The following is a 19707-nucleotide window of genomic DNA, read 5'->3' on the forward strand; positions in this document are numbered from 1 at the left end:
CCGGCCGCTGGCCGGCTGTCCTTCAGCTGCGCTCGTGCCAGCCGCCGCCCAGCACCTTGTACAGGGTGATGCGGTTGGCCTGCTGCGCCAGCTGCGCCTGCAGCTGGGTCTGTTGCGCGTTGTAGGCGGTACGCCGCGCATCGAGCAGGGTGACGAAGCTGTCCAGGCCTGCGTCGTAACGTGCCTGCGACAGGCGGTTGGCCTGTTCGGCCGCGTCCACCAGGCGCTGCTGTGAACTCACCTGCTCATCCAGGCTGACATTCAATGCCAGCGCATCGGCGGTTTCGCGGAACCCCACCTGGATCGACTTCTCGTACTGCGCCAGTGCGATATCACGATCGGCGTTGGCAATGGCCAGGTTGGCGCGCAGCTTGCCGCCCTGGAAGATCGGCAGGGTGATCTTTGGCAGGAAACTCCACACCCGCGTTCCGCTGTCGAACAGGTTGGACAGTTCGCTCGAGCCACTGCCGATGCTGCCGGTCAGCGAGATGCTCGGGAAGAACGCTGCGCGTGCAGCACCGATGTTGGCGTTGGCGGCCAGCAGCTGGTGTTCGGCGGCCATGATGTCCGGGCGCTGCAGCAGCACGTCGCTGGGCAGGCCGGCCGGCGGCGGTGCCAGTGCCAGCAGCTGCGGTTCGATGCTGTCCGGCAGCAGTGCCGGATCCAGCTGGCCACCGGCCAGCAGCGCCAGCGCATTGCGGTCCTGGGCCAGCTGGCCACGCAGGCGTGCAGCGTCCGTACGTGCGGTCTCGACCAGGGTACGGGTCTGGGTCAGCTCCAGCGCCGAACTGCCACCACGTTCGTGGCGGGCCTCGGCCAGGCGCAGCGAATCCTCATAGGTCTTCAGCGTGGCATCGGCGATCTTCAGCCGCTGCGCATCAGCACCGTAGGTCAACCATGCGGTGGCCGTCTCGGCCACCAGGCTCAACTGCGCGTTGCGGCGGTTGGCGGCCACGGCGAAGTACTGCTGCAGCGCCGCTTCGCTGAGATTGCGCACGCGCCCGAACAGGTCCAGCTCGAACTCGGCCACGCCGACACCGGCGGTGAACTGCTCGGTGACGCCGGCGTCGGTGCCACGGCGATCCATCTGGCCGGTGACGGCCACGCCGGGCACGCGGTCGGCGCGCTGTACGCGGTACTGGCCGCGCGCGCGTTCAACGTTGAGTACGGCCACGCGCAGGTCGCGGTTGTTCTGCAGCGACTGGTCGATCACCTGCTGCAGGCGCGCATCGGTGAAGAAGTCGCGCCAGCCGACGGCGGCGACATCGGCCACTTCGCCCTGCGTGGCCTCGGCCGGCCACTGCGCCGGAATCGCCGGAGCGACAGCAGTGTTCTTCGGCACCAGGGTGGAGCAGCCGGCGAGCGCGAGCGCGGCGGCAATGGAAAGGAACAGGGATGCACTTTTCATGGGAATGACTTCCATCGGTACTGCCGGATGGCAGGAGGTAATGCCGGCCAGCGGCCGGCACTACCGTTTCGCTTACGTCGTGGATTTGCGCTTGAACACGCGCTGCACCACCACGAAGAACAGCGGCACGAAGAACACGCCGAGCACGGTGCCGACGATCATGCCGCCGAGCACGCCGGTGCCGATCGCCTGCTTGGCGCCGGAACCCGCACCGGTGGAGATCGCCAGCGGTACCACGCCCATGCCGAAGGCCAGCGAGGTCATCACGATCGGACGCAAGCGGTCGCGCACGGCATGCATGATCGATTCGATCAGGCCTGCGCCCTTCTCCAGGTTCTCCTTGGCGAACTCGACGATCAGGATCGCGTTCTTGCTGGTCAGGCCCACCGTGGTCAGCATCGCCACCTGGAAGTAGATGTCGCGCTCCAGGCCCTTGAAGGTGTTGGCCAGCACCGCGCCGAGGATGCCCAGCGGGGCCGCCAGCAGCACTGCGGTCGGCACGCTCCAGCTTTCGTACATCGCGGCCAGGCACAGGAACACGATCATCAGCGACAGCGTGTACAGCAGCGGCGTCTGCGAGCCGGCCTGGCGTTCCTGGTAGGACATCGCCGTCCACTCGATGCCGAAGCCCTGCGGCAACTGCTTGGCCAGCTGCTCGATCTCGGCCATGGCATCACCGGAGGCGACACCCGGGGCCGGTTCGCCCTGGATTTCCATTGCCGACACACCGTTGTAGCGCTCAAGACGCGGCGAACCGTAGTCCCAGTGCTTGGTGGCGAACGCGCTGAACGGCACCATCTCGCCCTTGTCGTTCTTCACGGACCAGAGATCGAAGTCCTCCGGCACCATGCGGAACGGCTGGTCGGCCTGCACGAACACGCGCTTGACGCGGCCACGATCGACGAAGTCGTCGATGTACGAGCTGCCCCATGCGGCGGCCAGCGTGCCGTTGACCTGGTCGATCGACAGCCCCAGCGAGGTCGCCTTGGCCGCGTCGATGTCGATGCGGAACTGCGGCGTGTCTTCCTGGCCGTTCGGGCGCACGTTGGCCAGCTTCTTGCTGCCCGCAGCGAGGCCGAGCAGCTGGTTGCGCGCGGCCACCAGTGCCTCGTGGCCCTGGCCGCTGTTGTCCTTCAGGAAGAAGGTGTAACCCGAGGCGGTACCCAGTTCCGGAATGGCCGGCGGCGGGAAGGCGAAGATGAAGGCATCCTTGATCTGGCCCAGGGCCGCCATCGCGCGCCCGGTGATCGGCATCACGCCGTTGTCGGCATCACGCTCGCTCCAGTCCTTCAGCTTGACGAACGCCATGCCGGCGTTCTGGCCCATGCCGGCGAAGCTGAAGCCCTGCACCGAGAACACCGAGTCCACCGCATCCTTTTCGTTCTGCAGGAAGTGGTTTTCCAGTGCCGCGATCGATTCCAGCGTACGTTCCTGGGTGGCACCCACCGGTGCCTGCACCAGCGCCATCAGCACGCCCTGATCTTCGTTGGGCAGGAACGAGCTGGGCAGGCGCACGAACAGCACGCCCATCAGCACGAACAGTGCCGCCACGATGCCCATGAAGCGCCACGGGCGGTGGATGATGCCGCGCACGCCGCGCTGGTAGCTTTCGCTGGTGCGGTCGAAGCCACGGTTGAAGCCGTTGAAGAAACGACCGGACCAGCCCTTGTGTGCGACGTGATGCTCACCCTTCTTCAGCGGCTTGAGCATGGTCGCGCACAGCGCCGGGGTCAGCACGATCGCGACCAGCACCGACAGCGCCATCGCCGAAACGATCGTGGCCGAGAACTGGCGATAGATCACGCCGGTGGAGCCGCTCATGAAGGCCATCGGCACGAACACCGCCGACAGCACCAGTCCGATACCCACCAGCGCGCCGGTGATCTGGCCCATCGACTTGCGGGTCGCCTCGAGCGGCGACAGTCCTTCCTCGGACATGATGCGCTCGACGTTCTCCACCACCACGATGGCATCGTCCACCAGCAGGCCGATGGCCAGCACCATCGCGAACATGGTCAGCATGTTCACCGAGAAGCCCAGCATCGCCAGCACGCCGAAGGTACCCAGCAGCACCACCGGCACGGCGATGGTCGGGATCAGGGTGGCGCGGAAGTTCTGCAGGAACAGGTACATCACCACGAACACCAGCACGATCGCTTCGATCAGGGTCTGCACCACGCCCTTGATCGACACGCGCACGAACGGGGTCGTGTCGTACGGGATCTCTGCCTTCAGGCCGGCCGGGAAGAAGCTCTTCATGTCCTGCAGCGCGGCATCCACGCCGGCGGCGGTATCCAGCGCGTTGGCGCCGGTGGCCAGGGTGACCGCCAGGCCGCTGGCCGGCTGGCCGTTGTAGCGGGTGACGAAGTCGTACGATTCCGCACCCAGCTCGACGCGGGCGACATCACCCAGGCGCAGCTCGGCACCGTCCTGCGCACCGCGCACGATGATGTTGCGGAACTGTTCCGGGGTCTGCAGGCGCGACTGCGCGTTGATGGTGGCGTTGAGCTGCTGGCCCTTGATCGACGGCGCACCGCCGAGCTGGCCGATGGCCACCTGGGCGTTCTGTGCCTTGATCGCTGCGGTCACTTCCGCAACCGACAGCCCATAGGTATGCAGCTTGTTCGGGTCCAGCCAGATGCGCATGGCGTACTTGCCACCGAACACCTGGATGTTGCCCACGCCCGGCACGCGGCTCAGACGGTCGACGACATTGGAACCGACGTAGTCGGCGATGTCGTTGGCGTCCATGCTGCCGTTCTCGGACACGAACGCGATGACGTTCAGGAAGCCCGAGCTGGACTTGGCCACGTTGATGCCCTGCCGCTGCACTTCCTGCGGCAGCAGCGGCATGGCCAGCTGCAGCTTGTTCTGCACCTGCACCTGGGCGATGTCCGGGTTGGTGCCGCTCTCGAAGGTCAGGGTGATGGTGGCCTGGCCGTTGGACGAGCTGTTGGAGGAGAAGTAGATCAGGCCATCAAGGCCCTTCATGTTCTGCTCGATGATCTGCGTCACCGAGTCCTCGACCACCTTGGCCGATGCACCCGGGTAGGTGGCGCTGATTTCCACCGCCGGCGGTGCGACGTTGGGGTACATCGAGACCGGCAGCTTGAACAGGGCCAGGCCGCCGGCGAGCATGATGATGATGGCGATCACCCATGCAAAGATGGGTCGATCGATGAAAAAGCGTGCCATGGGGTTCTCCGCTTACTTCGCGTCGCCGGCCGGAGCGGCAGGCTGGGCGGCGGCGGCCGGCTTGGCCGGCGCAGCGCCCTTCTCGGTGGCCTTGACCGGCATGCCGGGGCCGATCTTCTGCAGGCCTTCGACGATGACCTTGTCGCCGGCCTTCAGACCGTCCTCGACCAGCCACTTGTCGCCAACCGTGCGGCTGACCTTGACCGGGCGCACTTCGACCTTGTTGTCCTTGTCGACCACCATCGCGGAGGTGTCACCCTTCGGATCGCGGGCGATGCCGGCCATCGGTACCAGCACCGCATCGCTGCGCACGCCGCCGCCGATCACCGCGCGCACGTACATGCCCGGCATCAGCAGACCGTCCGGGTTGTCCACCTTCACGCGCAGACCAAAGCTGCCGGTGGCCGGATCGACGCTGACTTCGGAGAACTCCAGCGTGCCCTTGTGCTCGAAGGTGCTGCCGTCTTCCATCAGGATGCTGACCGGCAGCGTCTGGTTGTCCTGCAGGCGGCCGGCGGCCAGTTCGCGGCGTAGCTGCAGCAGCTCGGCCGAGGACTGGGTCAGGTCGACATAGATCGGATCCAGCTGCTGCACGGTGGCCAGTGCATTGGCCTGGCCGGCGTTGACCAGCGCACCCTGGGTGACGCTGGACTTGCCGATGCGGCCGCTGATCGGCGCGGTGATGCGGGCGTAGCCGAGGGTGACGTTGGCCGCATCCAGCGAGGCCTTGGCGGCACCGACGTCAGCCTCGGCCTGCTTCTGCGCAGCCACGGCGTTTTCCAGGTCCTGCTGGCTGACCGCGTCCACCTTGGCCAGCTCGGTGATGCGCTTGGCGCTCAGGCGGGCGGCATTGGCAGTGGCTTCGGCACGGGCCAGCTGAGCGCGGGCGTTGTTGGCCTGGGCGCGGTAGCTGGCGTCGTCGAGCTGGTACAGCGGCTCGCCGGCCTTGACCATGCCACCTTCGGTGAACAGGCGCTTGGCGACGATGCCATTGACCTGCGGGCGCACTTCGGCAACCAGGAAGGCATTGGTACGGCCCGGCAGTTCGCGGGTCAGGCCCACGGTCTCGGACTTCAGCGTGACCACGGTGACGTCACCCGGGCCCTGTTCGGGGGCCTGGGGTTGGCCGCCGCAGGCAGCCACGGTCGCGGCGATTGCCAGCGACAGTGCAAAGGGTCGGATTCGGCTCAGCAACATGACGGAAAGGCTCTTGGAGGAAAGGGTCTCAGCCAGCGCTGATACGGCGGACCCTCCACCAGCAAAGGTGAAGACCGTGCGAACAGCGCCCACCCGGGTGGAGTGGGAGCCGGACAGGCCTGCCACGCACACGACGGGAATGATGGGAACGAAATATACATACATGCTTGTTTGTTTGTAAACCGGTACAATTCAGCCACGTTTCACCCGCACTCGTACCCTACCCATGGCCCGCAAGACCAAAGAGGACACCCAGGCAACCCGGGAAGGCATCCTTGACGCCGCCGAAGCCTGCTTCCATGAACACGGCGTGGCCCGTACCACGCTGGAGATGATCGGCGCCCGCGCCGGCTATACCCGTGGCGCGGTCTATTGGCACTTCAAGAACAAGAGCGAGGTGCTGGCCGCGATCGTCGAACGGGTGCACCTGCCCTTCATGCAGGAACTGGAACGCACCTCCACCGACCAGCGCGACACGCCGGTGCACGACCTGCGCGCGGTGATGATCCACTCGTTCATCGAGCTGTCCGAGGATGAACGCCTGCGCAAGACCATGGAGATCATGCTGCGCAGCGATGCCTCGGCCGACACCAAGGTACTGACCGAAATGCAGCAGGCCGGATTCCGCGATGCACTGGACCGGATGGAGCGCGCCCTGCGCCGCGCCCGCGATCTGGGCCAGCTGCGCGAAGGCGCCGACCCCAAGATCGCCGCGCGCATGCTGCACGCCACCGTGCTGGGCGTGCTGCACGGGGCGATGGTCGAACCGGACCTGATGGACCTCAAGCGCGACGGCATGCTCGCACTGGACATGACCCTGGCCGCCTACGTGAAGGACGGCGTGTTCGTGCCCGGCACCGTGCCCGAGCCCCTGCCCGAAGCGTGAGTGGCGCCGCTGCCGCCACCCCGGCACCCATGTGAGGACGGACCCATGATCCTGGACAACGTGGTGTGGGGCTTCATCGGCTGCGGCAGTGTCACCGAGAAGAAGAGCGGCCCCGCCCTGGCCAGCACACCCGGCTCACGGGTGGCAGCGGTCATGCGCCGCAATGCAGCGTTGGCCGAGGATTACGCGCGGCGCCATGCCATTCCCCGCTGGTACGCGGACGCTGATGCGCTCATCGCCGATCCGGAAGTGAACGCGGTGTACGTCGCAACGCCGCCCTCGACGCACATGCAGTACGCGCTGCAGGCGATAGCCGCGGGCAAGCCGGTCTACATCGAAAAGCCGATGGCCATGGATCACGCGGAATGCGAACGCGTGCTGGAGGCCAGCGCGCGCTGCGGCGTGCCGGTGTTCGTGGCCTATTACCGCCGCGCCCTGCCCCGCTTCGCGCAGGTGAAGCAGCTGCTGGACAGCGGCGCGATCGGCACACCGCGCAGCGTGCGCGCCACCCTGCATCGGCCGCATTCGACGAATGCCGCCTCGCCGGACTTTTGGCGGACCAACCCGGCGATCGCCGGCGGCGGCCTGTTCGTCGATCTGGGTTCGCATACCCTGGACCTGCTCGACCATCTGCTGGGGCCTCTGAGCGAAGTGCGTGGCCTGGCCAGTTCGTTGACTGGCGCCTACCCCGCCGAGGACAGCGTCTCGATGTGCTTCCGCACCGGGGCGGGGGCGCACGGCATCGCGCAATGGAGTTTCTGCGCCTTCCGCCCCCAGGATGAGATCGAGATCACCGGCGACCACGGGCAGCTGCGCTTTGCCACGTTCGAGGACGTTCCGGTGGTTCTGGAGACCGAAGCGGGCGTGCAGGCATTCGATATCCCGAACCCGCCATCGGTCCAGCAGCCGTTGATCGCCGCCCTCGTGGACGAACTGCGCGGCAACGGACGTTCACCCTCGACCGGCACCAGCGCCGCACGCACCAGTGCGGTGATCGACCAGGTACTGCAGGCCTACCGCGCCCTACACCCGCGCTGACCGCCAACAAAAAGGCCGCCTTTCGGCGGCCTCATGCTTTGCAGCGTCGGCATTACAGGATGTAGCGGCTCAGGTCCGGATCCTGCACCAGCTCACCCAGATGCGCATCGACATAAGCACTGTCGATGGCCAGGGTCTCGCCGTCGCGGTCCGGTGCCTCGTAGCTGAGCGAATCCAGCAGGCGCTCCAGCACCGTATGCAGGCGACGGGCACCGATGTTCTCCTGGCGCTCGTTCACCTGGAAGGCGATCTCGGCCAGGCGATCGATGGCGTCGGCGGTGAAGCTGACCTTGACACCCTCGGTAGCCAGCAGCGCTTCGTACTGCTTGGTCAGCGCGGCCTTCGGCTCGGTCAGGATGCGCACGAAATCGTTCTTGCTCAGCGCACCCAGTTCAACGCGGATCGGGAAGCGACCCTGCAGCTCCGGAATCAGATCGCTGGGCTTGGCCAGGTGGAACGCACCGGAGGCGATGAACAGGATGTGGTCGGTCTTGATCGTGCCGTACTTGGTGGACACGTTGGAGCCTTCCACCAGCGGCAGCAGGTCGCGCTGCACGCCTTCGCGGGAGACATCGCCGCCACCCACGTTGTCACCACGCTTGGCGACCTTGTCGATCTCGTCGATGAAGACGATGCCGTGCTGCTCGCAGGCCTCAATCGCCGCCGTGCGGATATCGTCCTCGTTGACCAGTTTGCCGGCCTCTTCTTCCACCAGCAGCGGACGCGCCGCCTTGATGGTCAGCGTGCGCTTGTGCGCCTTGGCGCCGCCGCCGAGGTTGGCGAACATCGACTTCAGCTGCTGGCCCATTTCCTCCATGCCCGGCGGGGTCATGATGTCCATGCTGACGTTGGCGGCCAGGTCGAGCTCGATCTCGCGCTCGTCCAGCTCACCGTTGCGCAGCATCTTGCGGAACTTGATGCGGGTCTCGTTGTCCTGCGCCGACGGCTCGTTGCGGGCCACTTCCGGATCGAAGCCGATGCCACCGCTGCGGCGCGGCAGCAGCGCATCGAGGATGCGGTCTTCGGCGCGTTCTTCGGCCTGGGTACGCACGCGCACCTTGGCCTGTTCGCGATAGAGCTTTACGGCGGTATCGGCCAGGTCGCGGATGATCTGCTCGACGTCCTTGCCGACGTAGCCGACTTCGGTGAAGCGGGTGGCTTCAACCTTCACGAACGGTGCGTTGGCCAACGTGGCCAGGCGGCGCGCGATCTCGGTCTTGCCGACGCCGGTCGGGCCGATCATCAGGATGTTCTTCGGCATCACTTCATTGCGCAGCTCAGGCACCAGCTGCATGCGGCGCCAGCGGTTGCGCAGGGCGATGGCCACGGCGCGCTTGGCGTCGTGCTGGCCCACGATATGCCGGTCCAGTTCCTGCACGATCTCGCGCGGGGTCATGGTGGCGGAGGAAACTTCGATCTTCGACATGGATGTGCTCACGAATTCATTGTCGGTAGTGCCGGCCGCTGGCCGGCAACCAGGCACGCGTGCGGGGGTTCATGAGGTTGCCGGCCAGCAGCCGGCACGCCCCTCACAGCTCCTCGACCACCACGTTGCGGTTGGTGTAGATGCAGATGTCGCCGGCAATGCCGATCGCTTCGCTGGCGATGGTGCGCGCGTCCAGCTCGGTGTGCGCCATCAGCGCACGGGCGGCCGACAGTGCATAGGAACCACCGGAACCGATGGCGATGATGCCGTCCTCCGGTTCGATCACATCACCGGTGCCGCTGATGATCAGCGAGGTTTCCTTGTCGGCCACTGCCAGCAGGGCCTCGAGCTTGCCCAGGCGGCGCTCGGTGCGCCAATCCTTGGCCAGTTCGACCGCAGCGCGCTGCAGCTGGCCGTGCTTTTCCAGCTTCGCCTCGAACAGCTCGAACAGGGTGAAGGCATCGGCGGCGGCACCGGCGAAGCCGGCCAGCACCTGGCCATCACGACCGAGGCGGCGCACCTTGCGCGCATTGCCCTTCATCACGGTGTGGCCCAGCGTGACCTGGCCGTCGCCGGCAATGGCCACGTGCTCGCCGCGACGGACGCAGACGATGGTGGTGGCGTGGAAAACGTTGGGATTCTGACTGGGGTCCATGCGGCCTCCGATAGCTGTTCCCGGGACATGGGGACAGCGCCGGGTGCGATCAAGCCTGTGCGGATGGCTGCCGTTCAGCGCTTGGCGTGCGACGGCCGGTCCGGATTGGGTTCGATGCCCCAAGCGATGTACCAGTCTTCGCCCTGCGTCTCGATCGGATGCTGGGTGCGACCGGAGCCATTGCCACAGGCCAGTGCGTCAGCCGCGCAGTAGCGGTCGCAGCCCCAGCAGATGCGCTCGGGATGCTTGGGGTGCAGCGGAATGGGCTTCGCCATGGTGGCGGGTTCCTCGTGGCCTGCGGCCACGATGCGCCGGCAGCGCCCGCCCTGCCCTGATCCAGATCAAGGGCGGGCTATTCAGCCTTGTCGTCCCTGCTGCGGCGCTTCGCACGTGGATGCGCGGCATCGTAGACCTTGGCCAGGTGCTGGAAATCGAGATGGGTATAGATCTGGGTGGTGGCGATGTCGGCATGGCCCAGCAGCTCCTGCACGCCACGCAGATCACCGGACGATTCCAGGATATGGCTGGCGAAGCTGTGCCGCAGCATGTGCGGATGTACGTGCTTGAACAGACCCTGGCGCTGCGCCAGCTGGCGGATGCGGATCTGCACCGCGCGTTGGCTGATCGGCCCGTTGCGGCCGGGAAATACCGGCGAGGCCGGTCCACCACCACTTTCCGCGCGCCACGCCTGCAGTGCTTCGCGCGCTGGCCTGCCGAACGGCACGCGGCGCTGGCGATTGCCCTTGCCCAGCACGTTGACCAGGCCGCTGTCGAAATCCAGATCACGCCAGGTCAGCGCGCAGACTTCGCTCAGGCGCAGGCCGGAGGAATAGAACAGTTCCAGCAGCGCCCTGTCGCGACGGCCAAGCTCGCCTTCCGGTTCCAGCTCGACCAGCTGCACGGCTTCGTCGGCGTCCAGCACCTGCGGCAACCGGCGCGGCGCACGCGGGGCCTTCAGCGTCGCCGCCGGACTGACCTCGATGCGCCCGTGCTTGAGCAGCCAGGCATAGAAGCTGCGGCAGGCGGACAAGCGGCGCTGCAGGCTCTTGGCCGACAGGCCACGGCGGTGCTCATCAGCGACGAACTGGCGCAGCGCCTCGGCATCGAGTGCTTCCACCACAACACCGCGCGGCTCGGCCCAGACCGACAACGCATCCAGATCACGGCGGTAGGCATCGAGCGTATGCGCCGACATCCGCCGCTCCACCTGCAGATGCTGCAGGAAGGCCTGTACCGCGCTCATCGTCGTCGTGTCCTGCTCAGCCCGGGAAGCGCTTCAGGCCGGTGACCAGGGCGTCGCCCATCATCCGCAGGAACAGCGTCCCCATGCCCGGATAGAAGCGGTTCGGGTCGTGGCTGCCGACCGCGATCAGGCCTACGCCTGGCAACGGCAGCAGTGCGGTGGTCTGCACTTCTTCGCTGCGCACGCCATACAGCACGGCATTCTTCTCCGGCTGCAGGCGGCCACAGATCGGCTCGCCGTCCTTCAGGCAGTCACGGAACGGGCCCAGCTGCGGATCATCCGCAGCGATCACCTGCAGCCAGTCGGCCTGCTCCAGCCCGGACACCGGCGTGTGCACTACCAGCCGCACAAGATCACCGGCGAAATCTTCCTGCAGCGAGGCAGCCATCGCACGCAGGGTATCGGCAGCGTTGTCCTGCTTCATCAGCGCCAGGGTCAGCTGATGCGTGCGCACCGCCAGGCGTTCATTGACCTGGGCGGTCGCGCCCAGGTCGGCCAACCGTCGCGCCAGCTCGCGGTTCTTCTCGCGCAGCACTTCCAGCTGGTAGCTGGCCAGCGACGCGGTCGGGCCGTCGTCGCGCGGCACCACCAGGGTCAGGGCCAGGTCCGGGAACTGCTTGAGGAAGCCGGGATGTCGCCGCAACCAGGCAGCGACTTCATGGGCTCCGAGCTTGTCGACGGTTTCGGTCATGCGATCCACTCCCCTTCGAAGACAAATGCGGTCGGGCCGGCCATCACCACCGGCTGGCCATCGCCCGGCCACTGGATGCGCAGGTCACCCCCTGGCAGGCTGATGCGCGCATCGCGCTGCAGGCGACCGCGCTGCATCAGGGTCACCGCTGCGGCACAGGCGCCGCTGCCGCAGGCCAGGGTTTCGCCGACGCCACGTTCATTCACACGCAGACGTGCATGCGCCGGGCCCATCACCTGGGCGAAGCCCACGTTCACCGAGCGCGGGAACGACGCATGCTGCTGCAGCAGCGCACCGACGCGCTCGACCGGTGCCGCATCGATCAGGCCCACTTCGATCACCGCGTGCGGATTGCCCATCGACACCGCGGCGAAGCGTACGCTCTCGCCCTGCAGCGGCAGCAGGTATTCCTCGCGCGCGTGGGCAAAGCCCATCAGCGGCACGTTGGCCGGCTCGAACGCGGGCACGCCCATGGTTACCGCGAACTGGCCCTCACCCAGCACCTTCACTTCGTGGCTGGCCAGCGGGCTGTCGATGACGAACTGATCACCCTGTGCACTGCCTTCGCGCACCAGCCAGGCCGCGATGCAGCGCGCGCCGTTGCCGCACTGCTCGGAGTTGGAACCGTCGGCATTCCAGATGCGGTACGAAGCCACCGAGCCTTCCGCGCGCGGTGCCTCGATGGTCAGGATCTGATCGCAGCCGACGCCTGTGTGGCGGTCGGCCAGGCGCGCGGCCAGTTCAGGCGTGGGCGGCGCGGTGCCGTCACGCAGGTCGATCACTACGAAATCATTGCCTGCGCCATGCATCTTGCTGAAGCGCAGCGCCTTGGAACCGGCCTTACTCATTCCCGCCGCCCACCTTCTTCGCAGGCGCAGGCGCCGGTTGCGTGGTCGGTACAGCCGGGTCCACGGTCGTGGCCGGGGGGCCACTGCCCTGGGTCTCCACCGGGGTCGCTTCGGTAGCGGGCTCGGCAACCGGTTCGACGGTTTCTTCCACCGGCACCGGCTTCTGCGGCAGCACCAGCGGGCCCTTGTTGCCGCAGGCGGCGAGGAACAGCAGCGAAGCCGCTGCCAGCGGAATCAGGATGGCGTTTCGATGGGGGTTCTTCATGCCCCGAGTATAGCCATTGGCGGCTGAGCGGTAGGTAGAGTCGACCGTTGGTCGACTATCGCGCGCAGCGCGGGGTTTTCGCCGGCGGCCGGGAGAGCAGTCGACCAACGGTCGACTCTACCCCGCCGGCGGCGGCAGCGGCCGGGTCCACAGCCAGATCGCCACCACGGTCATGCTGCCGATCGAGAACCACTTCACCCAGGCAATCGGCACGCACCACAGCATGATGCCGGCGCATACCGCCATGGTGATCGTAGCCATCCACTTGCCGTAGCGGCTGACTGCACCATGGGCCTGCCAGTTGGCGATGGCCGGGCCGAAGCGCGGATGCTGCAGCAGCCAGTGGTGCAGGCGCTCGGAACCGCGCGAGGCGGCCCACGCCGAGATCAGGATGAATACGGTGGTCGGCAGGCCCGGCACGAAGATGCCGACGATGCCGGTGCCCAGGCTGACATAGGCCAGCAGCCACCACGCCCAGCGGAAGCGCACCACGCGCGCTGGCGTGACGGTATCGCGGGGTGCGGGGGGTTCGGGCTGGCTCATGGCCGCAAGGATACCGGTTCGGGGTGCCAGGCAACGCCCGGCACCCCTTGCGTCATTACGGCTGGACGATGCCCAGCTGCTGCAGCACGAACGCGTACGACTCGGACAGCTCGCGGTAGCGCTGGAAGCGCCCCGACTTGCCGCCGTGACCGGCTTCCATGTTGGTGCGGAACAGGATCGGGTAGTGGCCGGTGTTGTCGTCACGCAGCTTGGCCACCCACTTGGCCGGTTCCCAGTACTGCACCTGCGAATCCCACAGGCCGGTACCCACGAACAGCGCCGGGTATGCCTGCTGCTTCACGTTGTCATAGGGCGAGTAGGACAGCATGTAGTCGTAATACGGCTTCTGCTCCGGGTTGCCCCACTCATCGTACTCGTTGGTGGTCAGCGGAATGGTCGGATCGAGCATGGTGGTGACCACGTCGACGAACGGCACCTGCGCCACCATCACCCGGTAATCCTGCGGCGCCTGGTTGGCCACCGCGCCCATCAGCAGGCCACCGGCGCTGCCACCGGACGCGGCGACGCGATCCTTCGCCGCCCAGCCCTGTGCCACCAGGCCGCGAGTGACATCGATGAAGTCATTGAAGGTGTTCTGCTTGTGCAGCAGCTTGCCGTTCTCGTACCAGTCGCGGCCCATTTCCTGGCCGCCGCGGATGTGGGCGATGGCATACACCACGCCACGGTCGAGCAGGCTCACCGCGGTCTGGTTGAAATACGGGTCCATCGACATGCCGTAGCTGCCATAGGCGTACTGGAACAGCGCGCCCTTGCCATCCTTCTGGTAGCCCTTGCGGTAGACCAGCGACACCGGCACCTTCACGCCATCGCGCGCGGTGATCCAGACGCGGTCGGTCTCGTACTTCGAGGCGTCATAGCCGATCACCGGCTGCTGCTTCAGCTGGCGGCGCTCGCCGGTGGCGGTGTTCAGCTCGAACACCGTGGTCGGGGTGGTCATCGAGGTGTAGACGTAGCGCAGCCACGGCGTATCGGCCTCGGTGTTGTCGCCCAGGCCCATCGAATACGCCGGCTCATCGGCCTTCACGTAGTCGCTGCGGCCATCCTTGAACAGCAGGCGGATGCGCTCCAGGCCCTGGGAACGTTCGGCAATGGCGGTATACGCATCGAACAGTTCGAAGCCTTCGATGAACACCGCATCGTCGTGCGCGATCCAGTCCTTCCACTGCGCACGCGAGGTCGCATCGGTCGGTGCGGTGACCAGCTTGAAGTTCTTTGCACCGTCGTTGGTGCGGATCACCCAGCGACCATCGTAGTGGTCGGCGTCGTACTCGACATCGCGCTGGCGCGGCGCCAGCACGGTAAAGTTCGTCGGGTCGCTGGCCGGCGCGTAACGCTCTTCCGAGGACACGGTGCTGTGCACGCCGATGGTGATGAAGCGATCGTCGCGGGTGCGGCCGATGCCCATGTAGAAGCTGTCGTCCTTCTCTTCGTAGACGACGGTGTCGGCGCTGGCCAGGGTGCCCAGCACGTGCTTCTTCACGCGCACGGTCAGCAGCGTTTCCGGATCGTTCTCGACATACAGCACGGTGCGGTTGTCGTCAGCCCAGACCAGGTCGCCCGAGCTGCCGGTGATCACATCGGGCAGCACCTTGCCGGTGGCCAGGTCCTTGAAGCGGATCGTGTACTGGCGGCGGCCGACATCATCATCGGCCCAGGCCAGCAGCTGGTTGTCCTGGCTGACCTCCATCGAGCCGACGCTGAAGTAACCCTTGCCAGCGGCCATCGTGTTGACGTCCAGCAGGATCTCTTCGGCCGCGTCCATGCTGCCCTTGCGGCGCGCGTGGATCGGGTAGTCCTGGCCGGTCTCGAAACGGCTGTAGTACCAGTAGCCGCGCTCGCGCGCCGGCACGCTGGAATCGTCCTGCTTGATGCGGCCGACGATCTCCTTGTACAGGGTGTCTTCCAGCGGCTTCAGCGGCGCCAGAAGCTGGTCGGCATAGGCATTCTCGGCCTGCAGGTAGGCCAGCATGTCCTTGTTCTCGCGCTTGTCATCGCGCAGCCAGTAGTAGTCGTCGTTGCGGGTCGCGCCGAACGGCGCCTTGACCACATGCGGATGCTTGGCGGCATCCGGCGGAACGGGCGGAGTGGCGGCGGTGGCAGTGGTGGTCATCAGGCTGGCAAGCAACAGGCAGAGGGTGGATTTCATGAAATAAGGCTCCTTGAGCCGCAATGCAATGGCGTCCTTGTGTTCGAGTCTGGGTTGCGGAAGGACGGTGGGCAACCCTGCGGAACGTCATGGTGGCCATGCCTGCCGGTAGTGCCGGCCGCTGGCCGGCAACCTCACAGCCTGCGGGTGGGTCGGTTGCCGGCCAGCGGCCGGCACTACCAGAGCGCGTGACCCCGGCGCGCGGCGTACCATGGGCGCATGAGTACCCTGCCCCACACGCCGGGCTACAGCCGGCGCAGCCATGAAATCGCTCCGTTCCACGTGATGTCCCTGCTGGCCCGCGCGCAGGCGCTGGAACAGGCCGGCCACGATGTGATCCACCTGGAAATCGGCGAACCGGACTTCACCACCGCCGAACCGGTCGTGCGTGCCGGCCAGGCCGCATTGGCCGCCGGCCATACCCGCTACACCGCCGCACGTGGCCTGCCGGCCCTGCGCCAGGCGATCAGCGGCTTCTATCGCAGCCACTACGGGCTGGACATCGACCCCGAACGCATCCTGGTCACCCCCGGTGGGTCCGGTGCGCTGCTGCTGGCCAGCAGCCTGCTGGTCGATCCCGGCCGCCACTGGCTGCTGGCCGACCCCGGTTATCCGTGCAACCGCCATTTCCTGCGCCTGGTGGAAGGCGGCGCACAGCTGGTGCCGGTCGGCCCGGACACCGCCTACCAGCTCACACCGTCGCTGGTGGAACAGCATTGGAATGCCGACAGCGTCGGCGCGCTGGTTGCCTCACCGGCCAACCCGACCGGCACCGTGCTCTCCGCCAGCGAACTGTCGGCACTGTCGAAGACCCTGCATGCGCGCGGTGGTCACCTGGTGGTGGACGAGATCTACCACGGCCTCACCTATGGCCTGGATGCACCCAGCGTGCTGCAGGTGGATGACAGCGCGTTCGTGCTGAACAGCTTCTCCAAATACTTCGGCATGACCGGTTGGCGGCTGGGCTGGCTGGTGGCACCGCCAGCAGCCGTACCGGACCTGGAGAAGCTGGCGCAGAACCTGTACATCAGCGCCTCGAGCATCGCCCAGCACGCCGCGCTCGCCTGCTTCAGCGAGGAGTCGATGGCGATCTTCGAGCAGCGCCGTGAAGCGTTCCGCCAACGCCGCGACTTCCTGTTGCCCGCGCTGCGCGAGCTGGGTTTCCGCATCGAAGTCGAGCCGCAGGGTGCGTTCTACCTGTACGCCGACGTCAGCGCGTTCACCGACGACGCGCAGGCATTCTGCACGCACTTCCTGGAAACCGAGCACGTGGCGTTCACCCCCGGGCTGGATTTCGGCTTCCATCGCGCCAACCAGCATGTACGCCTGGCCTATACCCAGGAAGTGCCGCGGCTGCAGGAGGCGGTGGAACGGATTGCGCGTGGGTTGCAGCGTTGGCAGGGATCACGTTGACGGTAGTGCCGGCCGCTGGCCGGCAACCCGGGAATGCGTGAATGATGCGGTTGCCGGCCAGCGGCCGGCACTACCGGATAAAGAAAAACGCCGCCCTGGGGCGGCGTTTTCCGTTCTGCCTATCTGCTTACTTGCCGCCCAACCGCTCCCACAGGAAGCTGTAGGCCAGCGCCGACATGTGTGCGGCCTGCGCGTTGTTGGCTGCACCGCCGTGGCCACCTTCGATGTTCTCGTAGTAGGTCACGTCCTTGCCGGCGTCGATCATCTTCGCCGCCATCTTGCGGGCGTGGCCCGGGTGCACGCGGTCATCGCGGGTGGAGGTGGTGAACAGCACCGGCGGGTAGTTCTTCTTCGCGTTGAACAGGTGGTACGGCGAGAAGGTCTTGATGAACTCCCAGTCGCTGGTATCCGGGTTGCCGTACTCGGCCATCCACGAGGCACCGGCCAGCAGATGACTGTAGCGCTTCATGTCCAGCAGCGGCACCTGCACCACCACCGCACCGAACAGCTCCGGGTACTGGGTCAGCATGTTGCCGGTCAGCAGGCCACCGTTGCTGCCGCCCTGCACGCCCAGGTGCTTGGCGCTGGTGATCTTGCGCTTGACCAGATCGCGCGCCACCGCGGCCATGTCTTCATAGGCCTTGTGGCGGTTCTGCTTCAGCGCCGCCTGGTGCCAGCGCGGGCCGTACTCGCCGCCGCCACGGATGTTGGCGACCACGTACACGCCGCCCTTCTCCAGCCAGGCGCGGCCCATGCCACCGGAATAGCTCGGGGTCAGCGAGATCTCGAAGCCACCGTAGCCGTACAGCAGGGTCGGGTTGGAGCCATCGAGCTTCATCGCCCTGTCGTGCACCACGAAGTACGGCACGCGGGTGCCGTCCTTGCTGGTGGCGAAGTGCTGCTCGATCACCTTGCCCTTGGCGTCGAAGAAGGCCGGCATGGTCTTCAGCGTTTCCGGCGCCTGGCCGATCTCGGCCAGGGCCAGCGTGGTCGGGGTCAGGTAGTCGGTGGCGGTCAGCCACACTGCGTCGCTGTCATTGCTGTCCACCGCGCCCACGGCCAGCGTGCCAAAGGCCGGCGCGCCGACGAAGCGGCTGGTCTGCCAGCCATCGGCACCCGGGGTCAGCACCGACAGACGGTTCTTGACGTCATCCAGCACGTTCAGCACCAGATGGCTCCTGGTCCAGGTGGCGCTGGCCAGCGAGGTGGTCGCGGTCGGGGTGAACAGCACCTCGAAGTCGCGCTTGCCCGCCAGGTAGTCATCCAGCTTGGTGGCCAGCAGCGAACCGGAGGCATAGGTCTTGCCGCCCACGGTCCACGGATCGCGCAGTTCCAGGGTCAGCCACTGCTTGTGCAGGCCCTTCTCGGCCGAATTCGGCGCGTCGATCTTGGTCAGCGTGCCGTCGTCGCCACGCAGGTAGAGCTCGTTGTTGTAGAACGCCAGCGTGCGGCTGACCAGGTTGCGCTCGAAGCCCGGGGTGTCATCGTGCATCGCCGCGATGTACATGTCTTCCGGCTTGCCTTCGTACACCACGGTTGCCGAGGCCATCGGCGTGCCGCGCTTCCACAGCTTGGCCACGCGCGGGTAGCCGGAGGTGGTCATCGAACCGGCACCGAAGTCGGTGTAGACGAACACCGTATCGCGATCGATCCAGCTGAGGCCGCCCTTCGACTCCGGCCGGAAGAAGCCGTCCTTGATCCAGGTCTTGTTGGACAGATCGAATTCGCGGGTGACATCGGCGTCGGCGCCACCGCGCGACAGCGCGATCAGGCAGCGGCTGTAGTCCGGACGCAGGCAGTCAGCACCGTGCCAGACCCAGTTCTCGCCCTCGGCCTTGTTCAGCGCATCCAGATCGAGCACGGTTTCCCACTGCGGCGAGGCCTTGCGGTACTCGGCCAGGGTGGTGCGGCGCCACAGGCCACGCTCGTGCTGCTGGTCCTTCCAGAAGTTGTAGTAGTAGTCGCCGATCTTCTGCACGCCGGGGATCTTGGCATCGGAGTCGAGCACCTCGCGGATGCTGGTCTCCATCTGCTTGAAGGCCGGGGTCTGCGCCAGGCGCGCCTCGGACTTGGCGTTCTGTTCCTTGACCCAGGTCAGCGGCTTGTCGCCGGTGACGTCTTCGAGCCAGGCGTAACGGTCGGTGTCTTCAGCGGCCACGGCGGTCCCCACCGAGGCAACGGTCATCATGCCGGCCAGCAGGCAGGCGGAAGCGAGTCGTGACATTGCAGCTCCAGGCAGTCATAAGCCTTGGAACGCTAGCACGGAATGTCGCGGTCTCCCCCGTGTCGAAGGTCAGGCCGTGGCGGCGGGGCTGCGCCGGCCACGGGTCGTGCCGCCGGCGCGACGACGGGCCTGTCCACCGGTACGCCGGGCCAGCCGCAGCCACGACAGTCCCGGCAGCGGGAAGCGCAGCAGCGCCCACCAGGCCACCAGCGGCATGCCCACCAGCCACATCGGCAACCAACCCAGCCAGGCGCTGCTGCCGCGCGCGGCTGGCCAGACCAGCACCAGCGCCAGGCCGGCCAGCGCCACCTGCCGCACGCTGCGCAGCAGGCGTGGATCGGCGCGTTCAATGATGACGCGTTCAGTTGCAGGGCGACGAACGGAACGTGCGTTCATGGGGCTTCTCCGGTGGACAATGCAACACAGCTTGGGCAACGCCCTTCTCACAGGTTGCGACACCATTGACGGATCGCGTGCACACAGTCGACCATGCGCGTGCAAGCCCACT

At 66.5% G+C, this 19707-nt stretch carries 17 protein-coding genes; 3 read left to right on the forward strand and 14 right to left on the reverse strand.

Features of this window, described 5'->3' with window-relative positions:
• Positions 1 to 22: 22 nt before the first annotated feature.
• From smeF to smeD, 3 genes are read right to left on the reverse strand one after another with little or no spacing between them, the layout of a single operon-like run.
• A complete protein-coding gene (gene smeF, locus AC13GF_RS17075; protein ID WP_483005403.1) occupies positions 23 to 1423 on the reverse strand; it encodes a multidrug efflux RND transporter outer membrane subunit SmeF in 1401 nt (466 codons plus the stop codon).
• A 57-nt stretch (positions 1424 to 1480) separates the two neighbouring features.
• Positions 1481 to 4603, reverse strand: a complete 3123-nt coding sequence (gene smeE, locus AC13GF_RS17080; RefSeq protein WP_483005404.1) for a multidrug efflux RND transporter permease subunit SmeE — start codon at positions 4601 to 4603, stop codon at positions 1481 to 1483.
• A 12-nt stretch (positions 4604 to 4615) separates the two neighbouring features.
• Entirely contained in the window at positions 4616 to 5800 is a 1185-nt protein-coding gene (gene smeD, locus AC13GF_RS17085; RefSeq protein WP_094002391.1) for a multidrug efflux RND transporter periplasmic adaptor subunit SmeD, read from the reverse strand.
• A 226-nt stretch (positions 5801 to 6026) separates the two neighbouring features.
• Here smeD and smeT point away from each other — a divergent pair, with 226 nt between their 5' ends.
• Both smeT and AC13GF_RS17095 read left to right on the forward strand, forming a co-directional pair.
• A complete protein-coding gene (smeT, locus tag AC13GF_RS17090; RefSeq protein WP_126930139.1) occupies positions 6027 to 6686 on the forward strand; it encodes an efflux transporter SmeDEF transcriptional repressor SmeT in 660 nt (219 codons plus the stop codon).
• A 45-nt stretch (positions 6687 to 6731) separates the two neighbouring features.
• A complete protein-coding gene (locus AC13GF_RS17095; RefSeq protein ID WP_483005405.1) occupies positions 6732 to 7724 on the forward strand; it encodes a Gfo/Idh/MocA family protein in 993 nt (330 codons plus the stop codon).
• Between the two features lie 52 nt (positions 7725 to 7776).
• Here AC13GF_RS17095 and hslU read toward each other — a convergent pair whose 3' ends face one another.
• From hslU to AC13GF_RS17140, 9 genes are all read right to left on the reverse strand, one after another.
• Positions 7777 to 9150, reverse strand: coding sequence for an ATP-dependent protease ATPase subunit HslU (gene hslU / locus AC13GF_RS17100; RefSeq protein ID WP_019337671.1), 1374 nt, complete (start codon positions 9148 to 9150; stop codon positions 7777 to 7779).
• 103 nt (positions 9151 to 9253) lie between these two features.
• Positions 9254 to 9805: an ATP-dependent protease subunit HslV gene (gene hslV / locus AC13GF_RS17105; protein ID WP_005411093.1), complete on the reverse strand. Its 552-nt coding sequence runs from the start codon at positions 9803 to 9805 to the stop codon at positions 9254 to 9256.
• Positions 9806 to 9879: 74 nt separating this feature from the next.
• The gene (locus tag AC13GF_RS17110) at positions 9880 to 10080 is read right to left on the reverse strand and encodes a DUF3079 domain-containing protein (protein WP_024957056.1); all 201 of its coding nucleotides are present in this window, start codon (positions 10078 to 10080) and stop codon (positions 9880 to 9882) included.
• A gap of 77 nt (positions 10081 to 10157) precedes the next feature.
• Positions 10158 to 11048 (reverse strand): tyrosine recombinase XerC, encoded by an 891-nt coding sequence (gene xerC / locus AC13GF_RS17115; protein WP_483005406.1) that lies wholly within the window; start codon positions 11046 to 11048, stop codon positions 10158 to 10160.
• Between the two features lie 16 nt (positions 11049 to 11064).
• Positions 11065 to 11739 carry a DUF484 family protein gene (locus AC13GF_RS17120; RefSeq protein WP_483005407.1) on the reverse strand — a complete coding sequence of 225 codons (675 nt, stop codon included), beginning with the start codon at positions 11737 to 11739 and terminating at the stop codon, positions 11065 to 11067.
• Positions 11736 to 12587, reverse strand: coding sequence for a diaminopimelate epimerase (dapF, locus tag AC13GF_RS17125; protein ID WP_483005408.1), 852 nt, complete (start codon positions 12585 to 12587; stop codon positions 11736 to 11738). Before dapF ends, AC13GF_RS17120 begins: the two co-directional genes overlap by 4 nt.
• A complete protein-coding gene (gene lptM / locus AC13GF_RS17130; protein ID WP_483005409.1) occupies positions 12580 to 12852 on the reverse strand; it encodes an LPS translocon maturation chaperone LptM in 273 nt (90 codons plus the stop codon). The genes dapF and lptM overlap by 8 nt, the downstream gene beginning before the upstream one ends.
• Positions 12853 to 12969: 117 nt before the next feature.
• Positions 12970 to 13395: a YbaN family protein gene (locus AC13GF_RS17135; protein ID WP_483005410.1), complete on the reverse strand. Its 426-nt coding sequence runs from the start codon at positions 13393 to 13395 to the stop codon at positions 12970 to 12972.
• Between the two features lie 55 nt (positions 13396 to 13450).
• Complete coding sequence (locus AC13GF_RS17140) at positions 13451 to 15562, reverse strand: S9 family peptidase (RefSeq protein WP_483005411.1); 2112 nt, start codon at positions 15560 to 15562, stop codon at positions 13451 to 13453.
• Between the two features lie 219 nt (positions 15563 to 15781).
• Between AC13GF_RS17140 and AC13GF_RS17145 the strand changes: the two genes are divergently transcribed.
• Positions 15782 to 16975 carry a pyridoxal phosphate-dependent aminotransferase gene (locus tag AC13GF_RS17145; RefSeq protein ID WP_483005412.1) on the forward strand — a complete coding sequence of 398 codons (1194 nt, stop codon included), beginning with the start codon at positions 15782 to 15784 and terminating at the stop codon, positions 16973 to 16975.
• Between the two features lie 127 nt (positions 16976 to 17102).
• Here AC13GF_RS17145 and AC13GF_RS17150 read toward each other — a convergent pair whose 3' ends face one another.
• On the reverse strand, positions 17103 to 19199 hold the full coding sequence (locus tag AC13GF_RS17150) for a prolyl oligopeptidase family serine peptidase (RefSeq protein ID WP_483005413.1): 2097 nt from the start codon (positions 19197 to 19199) through the stop codon (positions 17103 to 17105).
• A gap of 69 nt (positions 19200 to 19268) precedes the next feature.
• Positions 19269 to 19595 (reverse strand): hypothetical protein, encoded by a 327-nt coding sequence (locus AC13GF_RS17155; RefSeq protein WP_126930148.1) that lies wholly within the window; start codon positions 19593 to 19595, stop codon positions 19269 to 19271.
• Positions 19596 to 19707 lie beyond the last annotated feature (112 nt).

It is taken from the genome of Stenotrophomonas sp. 22LJNL06-5-1, from assembly GCF_056861455.1.

Bases quoted from the DNA above. Each gene is read 5' to 3' on its own strand.
- smeF (WP_483005403.1), bottom strand. From the start codon at position 1,423: ATGGAAGTCATTCCCATGAAAAGTGCATCCCTGTTCCTTTCCATTGCC.
- smeE (WP_483005404.1), bottom strand. From the start codon at position 4,603: ATGGCACGCTTTTTCATCGATCGACCCATCTTTGCATGGGTGATCGCC.
- smeD (WP_094002391.1), bottom strand. From the start codon at position 5,800: ATGTTGCTGAGCCGAATCCGACCCTTTGCACTGTCGCTGGCAATCGCC.
- smeT (WP_126930139.1), top strand. From the start codon at position 6,027: ATGGCCCGCAAGACCAAAGAGGACACCCAGGCAACCCGGGAAGGCATC.
- AC13GF_RS17095 (WP_483005405.1), top strand. From the start codon at position 6,732: ATGATCCTGGACAACGTGGTGTGGGGCTTCATCGGCTGCGGCAGTGTC.
- hslU (WP_019337671.1), bottom strand. From the start codon at position 9,150: ATGTCGAAGATCGAAGTTTCCTCCGCCACCATGACCCCGCGCGAGATC.
- hslV (WP_005411093.1), bottom strand. From the start codon at position 9,805: ATGGACCCCAGTCAGAATCCCAACGTTTTCCACGCCACCACCATCGTC.
- AC13GF_RS17110 (WP_024957056.1), bottom strand. From the start codon at position 10,080: ATGGCGAAGCCCATTCCGCTGCACCCCAAGCATCCCGAGCGCATCTGC.
- xerC (WP_483005406.1), bottom strand. From the start codon at position 11,048: ATGAGCGCGGTACAGGCCTTCCTGCAGCATCTGCAGGTGGAGCGGCGG.
- AC13GF_RS17120 (WP_483005407.1), bottom strand. From the start codon at position 11,739: ATGACCGAAACCGTCGACAAGCTCGGAGCCCATGAAGTCGCTGCCTGG.
- dapF (WP_483005408.1), bottom strand. From the start codon at position 12,587: ATGAGTAAGGCCGGTTCCAAGGCGCTGCGCTTCAGCAAGATGCATGGC.
- lptM (WP_483005409.1), bottom strand. From the start codon at position 12,852: ATGAAGAACCCCCATCGAAACGCCATCCTGATTCCGCTGGCAGCGGCT.
- AC13GF_RS17135 (WP_483005410.1), bottom strand. From the start codon at position 13,395: ATGAGCCAGCCCGAACCCCCCGCACCCCGCGATACCGTCACGCCAGCG.
- AC13GF_RS17140 (WP_483005411.1), bottom strand. From the start codon at position 15,562: ATGAAATCCACCCTCTGCCTGTTGCTTGCCAGCCTGATGACCACCACT.
- AC13GF_RS17145 (WP_483005412.1), top strand. From the start codon at position 15,782: ATGAGTACCCTGCCCCACACGCCGGGCTACAGCCGGCGCAGCCATGAA.
- AC13GF_RS17150 (WP_483005413.1), bottom strand. From the start codon at position 19,199: ATGTCACGACTCGCTTCCGCCTGCCTGCTGGCCGGCATGATGACCGTT.
- AC13GF_RS17155 (WP_126930148.1), bottom strand. From the start codon at position 19,595: ATGAACGCACGTTCCGTTCGTCGCCCTGCAACTGAACGCGTCATCATT.